Genomic DNA, 5,430 nt, shown 5'->3' with positions numbered 1-5,430 from the left:
ACCTTGGGTGCGGGGACAGGATTTGAACCTGTGACCTTCAGGTTATGAGCCTGACGAGCTACCGGGCTGCTCCACCCCGCGTCAGGGTGTTGGTGTGAGATTGTGATGCAGGGTTTTGGACTTAGTGACGAGATATCCTTTTGGCGGACCTGGCGGCGACCTACTCTCCCGCGCCTTGAGACGAAGTACCATTGGCCCAGGGGGACTTAACGACCGAGTTCGGAATGGGATCGGGTGGGGAACCCCCGGCAAAGCCACCAGGTCAGCGAAAAGGATATCACTCTTCCCTTCGGGCTTACGCCCGTTGGGAGAGGATTGTGAAGAAGACATCAGTGTCTGAAGTAGAGCCATGCTGTTTGCATGGGTTTGACTGAAGAACGATCAAGCCTATCGAGCTATTAGTACCGGTAAGCTCCATGCGTCGCCGCACTTCCACACCCGGCCTATCAACGTGGTGGTCTTCCACGGCTCTCAGCGAGACCTTGTTTTGAGGTTAGTTTCCCGCTTAGATGCTTTCAGCGGTTATCTATTCCACACTTAGCTACCCTGCTGCACAGCTGGCGCCATGACAGGTCCACCAGAGGTGTGTCCATCCCGGTCCTCTCGTACTAGGGACAGATCCTCTCAAGTCTCGTACACCCACGGCAGATAGGGACCAAACTGTCTCACGACGTTCTGAACCCAGCTCACGTACCACTTTAATCGGCGAACAGCCGAACCCTTGGGACCTGCTCCAGCCCCAGGATGTGATGAGCCGACATCGAGGTGCCAAACTTTGCCGTCGATATGGACTCTTGGGCAAAATCAGCCTGTTATCCCTAGAGTACCTTTTATTCGTTGAGCGATGGCCCTTCCACGCAGGACCACCGGATCACTATGGCCGACTTTCGTCTCTGCTCGACTTGTCAGTCTCGCAGTCAGGCGGGCTTATGCCATTGCACTCGACGACCGATTTCCGACCGGTCTGAGCCCACCATCGCGCGCCTCCGTTACACTTTGGGAGGCGACCGCCCCAGTCAAACTGCCCGCCACGCCATGTCCCGGACCCGGATAACGGGCCGCGGTTAGACGTCAGCAACAATAAGGGTGGTATTTCAAGGATGGCTCCACCGGAACTGGCGCCCCGGTTTCATAGCCTCCCACCTATCCTACACATGTTGCTGCTAACGCCAAGGCGAAGCTGCAGTAAAGGTTCATAGGGTCTTTCCGTCTGACCGCGGGAACCCCGCATCTTCACGGGGAATTCAATTTCGCTGAGCCTGTGCTGGAGACAGTGGGGAAGTCGTTACGCCATTCGTGCAGGTCGGAACTTACCCGACAAGGAATTTCGCTACCTTAGGACCGTTATAGTTACGGCCGCCGTTTACCTGGGCTTCAATTCAGAGCTTGCACCCCTCCTTTTAACCTTCAGGCACCGGGCAGGCGTCAGACCCTATACGTCGCCTTGCGGCTTCGCAGAGCCCTGTGTTTTTGATAAACAGTCGCTACCCCCTGGCTTGTGCCACTCTTCTCTGGTTGCCCAAAGAAGAGTCACGCTTATCCCGAAGTTACGCGTGCAATTTGCCGAGTTCCTTCAGCACAGTTCTCTCAAGCGCCTTGGTATACTCTACCTGCCCACCTGTGTCGGTTTCGGGTACGGTCTCCGTTGGAGTTATTTCCAGGGACCTGTTCACTGCCGGGAGCAATCCAATAAGCCCCGACAATTTACCAGATCCGTCACTTCCAACTGGTTCAGGAATATTCACCTGATTCCCATCGACTACGCCTTTCGGCCTCGCCTTAGGGGCCGACTAACCCTGCGCAGATTAGCTTTACGCAGGAACCCTTGGGCTTTCGGCGAGAGGGTCTCTCACCCTCTTTATCGCTACTCATGTCAGCATTCTCACTTCCGATACCTCCAGCAAGGCTCACGCCTCACCTTCATCGGCTTACGGAACGCTCCGCTACCGCGTGCTTACGCACACCCATACCTTCGGCGACTGGCTTAAGCCCCGTTACATTTTCCGCGCAGGTTCGCTTGACCAGTGAGCTGTTACGCTTTCTTTAAATGATGGCTGCTTCTAAGCCAACATCCTGGTTGTCAAAGCAAACCCACATCGTTTCCCACTTAGCCAGTACTTGGGGGCCTTAGATGATGGTTAGGGTTGTTTCCCTTTTCACGACGGACGTTAGCACCCGCCGTGTGTCTCCCGGATAGTTCTCTTGGGTATTCGGAGTTTGATTAGAATTGGTACAGCTCGCGCCGCCCGCATCCATTCAGTGCTCTACCCCCCAAGGAATACGTCCGAGGCACTACCTAAATAGTTTTCGCGGAGAACCAGCTATGTCCAGGTTTGATTGGCCTTTCACCCCTATCCACAAGTCATCCGAGAATTTTTCAACATTCACCGGTTCGGTCCTCCAGTAAGTGTTACCTTACCTTCAACCTGCTCATGGATAGATCACCTGGTTTCGGGTCGTCATGCGACGTACTTATTCGCCCTATTCAGACTCGCTTTCGCTGCGCCTACACCTAACGGCTTAAGCTTGCACGGCACATGAAGTCGCTGACCCATTATACAAAAGGTACGCCGTCACCACGCGCGGTGGCTCCGACTGCTTGTAGGCTTCCGATTTCAGGATCTGTTTCACTCCCCTTGTCGGGGTGCTTTTCACCTTTCCCTCACGGTACTTGTTCGCTATCGGTCATTGAGGAGTACTTAGGCTTGGAGGGTGGTCCCCCCATGTTCAGACAGGATTTCACGTGTCCCGCCCTACTCGAGTCTGTCGCTATTTGACGCTTACGGGGCTATCACCCACTATGGCTGTGTTTCCCAACACATTCAGCTTTATGTCACGACAGCACTGGCCTGGTCCCGGTTCGCTCGCCACTACTACGGGAGTCTCGGTTGATGTCCTTTCCTCCGGGTACTGAGATGTTTCAGTTCCCCGGGTTTGCTTAATGAACCCTATGTATTCAGGTCATTATACCTCTTCTGATCAACCAATCCTGGCCCCAGCCGAAGCTGAGACTAAGTTGGGTGACCATAAAGGTGGGTTTCCCCATTCGGAGATAGCCGGATCAAAGGGTGCTCGCGCCTCCCCGGCTCTTATCGCAGCGTGCCACGTCCTTCATCGCCTCTCAATGCCAAGGCATCCGTCAGAAGCCCTTATGCGCTTGATCGTTCTCAGCAAAACCCATGCATAATCGACCCTTGCCGCATCTCGCGGGAAGGGATCGAGCATGAGCTCTACCTTTAGTCAGACAATGATGTCTTCTTAAGTCCATCCTTAAACCAGGTCCGTATCCCAGGGGTGAGCTACGGTTGGCGGAGGAACCCTGCCTTCACAATGTCATTTCGCAGCTGGCTCAAGAGCCAGTGCAAACTTGATCATTCCTCGATCGCGATTTCTCGACCTGTCCGATGACAGGGAGAATGGTGGAGCCAGACGGATTCGAACCGACGACATCCTGCTTGCAAAGCAGGCGCTCTACCAACTGAGCTATGGCCCCTCACACTCGGTGTGAGTTGCTTGCCCATCAGGAGCTGGTCGCCAGAAACACTCAGAAGAGTGCGGATCCGTATGTGGAAAGAGTGGTAGGCCCGATAAGACTTGAACTTATGACCTCACGCTTATCAAGCGTGCGCTCTAACCAACTGAGCTACGGGCCCATAGGCCGCTCAGATGAGGTCCATCAGATGGACCCGCTCCAGGGCTCGCGATCGCCTCGATCACCTAACGGCGATCAAGGAGTGGAAAGAGAAACGAAGACGGCGGCGATCCGCTCATTTGTGTGCGTCAAGCGCACTAATTGGAGCTTCAATAACCTCGTGAGAGGCTGGAGAAGCATCCTTAGAAAGGAGGTGATCCAGCCGCAGGTTCCCCTACGGCTACCTTGTTACGACTTCACCCCAGTCGCTGACCCTACCGTGGTCGCCTGCCTCTCTTGCGAGTTAGCGCAGCGCCTTCGGGTAAAGCCAACTCCCATGGTGTGACGGGCGGTGTGTACAAGGCCCGGGAACGTATTCACCGCGGCATGCTGATCCGCGATTACTAGCGATTCCAACTTCATGCTCTCGAGTTGCAGAGAACAATCCGAACTGAGACGACTTTTAGGGATTGGCTCCCCCTCGCGGGATTGCAGCCCTCTGTAGTCGCCATTGTAGCACGTGTGTAGCCCACCTTGTAAGGGCCATGAGGACTTGACGTCATCCCCGCCTTCCTCCGGATTAACTCCGGCAGTACGATTAGAGTGCCCAGCCAAACCTGATGGCAACTAATCGCGAGGGTTGCGCTCGTTGCGGGACTTAACCCAACATCTCACGACACGAGCTGACGACAGCCATGCAGCACCTGTGTCCCAGTCCCCGAAGGGAAAGCCAGATCTCTCTGGTGGTCCGGGCATGTCAAAAGGTGGTAAGGTTCTGCGCGTTGCTTCGAATTAAACCACATGCTCCACCGCTTGTGCGGGCCCCCGTCAATTCCTTTGAGTTTTAATCTTGCGACCGTACTCCCCAGGCGGAGTGCTTAATGCGTTAGCTGCGTCACCGACATGCATGCATGCCGACAACTAGCACTCATCGTTTACGGCGTGGACTACCAGGGTATCTAATCCTGTTTGCTCCCCACGCTTTCGAGCCTCAGCGTCAGTAACGGACCAGTATGTCGCCTTCGCCACTGGTGTTCTTCCGAATATCTACGAATTTCACCTCTACACTCGGAGTTCCACATACCTCTTCCGTACTCAAGACTGCCAGTATCAAAGGCAATTCCAAGGTTGAGCCCTGGGCTTTCACCTCTAACTTAACAGTCCGCCTACGCTCCCTTTACGCCCAGTAATTCCGAGCAACGCTAGCCCCCTTCGTATTACCGCGGCTGCTGGCACGAAGTTAGCCGGGGCTTCTTCTCCGGGTACCGTCATTATCGTCCCCGGTGAAAGAATTTTACAATCCTAAGACCTTCATCATTCACGCGGCATGGCTGCGTCAGGCTTTCGCCCATTGCGCAAGATTCCCCACTGCTGCCTCCCGTAGGAGTTTGGGCCGTGTCTCAGTCCCAATGTGGCTGATCATCCTCTCAGACCAGCTACTGATCGTCGCCTTGGTGAGCCTTTACCTCACCAACTAGCTAATCAGACGCGGGCCGCTCCAATGGCGATAAATCTTTCCCCCGAAGGGCACATCCGGTATTAGCTCAAGTTTCCCTGAGTTGTTCCGAACCAAAGGGCACGTTCCCACGTGTTACTCACCCGTCCGCCACTAATCCCGAAGGATCCGTTCGACTTGCATGTGTTAGGCCTGCCGCCAGCGTTCGCTCTGAGCCAGGATCAAACTCTCAGGTTGAGTTGACATTGACATCAGACTTCCAATCCCGGGGGAAAACCCAGGATCAGGTATCTGGTTTGCATAGTATCTTGACGAGTTCCCATCACACTGCAGCCAACCGAAG

Annotated in this window: 3 tRNA genes and 3 rRNA genes; all 6 read right to left on the bottom strand. The window is 54.7% G+C overall.

Annotated elements, in window-relative coordinates:
- Nucleotides 1–4 precede the first annotated feature (4 nt).
- Nucleotides 5–81: transfer RNA gene (locus AC07NF_RS26105), tRNA-Met, on the bottom strand.
- A 66-nt stretch (nucleotides 82–147) separates the two neighbouring features.
- Nucleotides 148–262: ribosomal RNA gene (gene rrf, locus AC07NF_RS26100) — 5S ribosomal RNA — on the bottom strand.
- 115 nt (nucleotides 263–377) lie between these two features.
- A 23S ribosomal RNA gene (locus AC07NF_RS26095) occupies nucleotides 378–3,163 on the bottom strand.
- 254 nt (nucleotides 3,164–3,417) lie between these two features.
- Nucleotides 3,418–3,493, bottom strand: a tRNA-Ala gene (locus AC07NF_RS26090).
- Between the two features lie 83 nt (nucleotides 3,494–3,576).
- Nucleotides 3,577–3,653: transfer RNA gene (locus tag AC07NF_RS26085), tRNA-Ile, on the bottom strand.
- Nucleotides 3,654–3,838: 185 nt separating this feature from the next.
- Nucleotides 3,839–5,324: ribosomal RNA gene (locus tag AC07NF_RS26080) — 16S ribosomal RNA — on the bottom strand.
- The 16S, 23S and 5S rRNA genes sit together here with 3 tRNA genes alongside, the layout of an rRNA operon.
- Between the last annotated feature and the right edge of the window lie 106 nt (nucleotides 5,325–5,430).

It is taken from the genome of Caulobacter sp. GW821-FHT10A06 (genome assembly GCF_059415805.1).
This window is presented reverse-complemented; position numbering and strand designations above follow the sequence as displayed.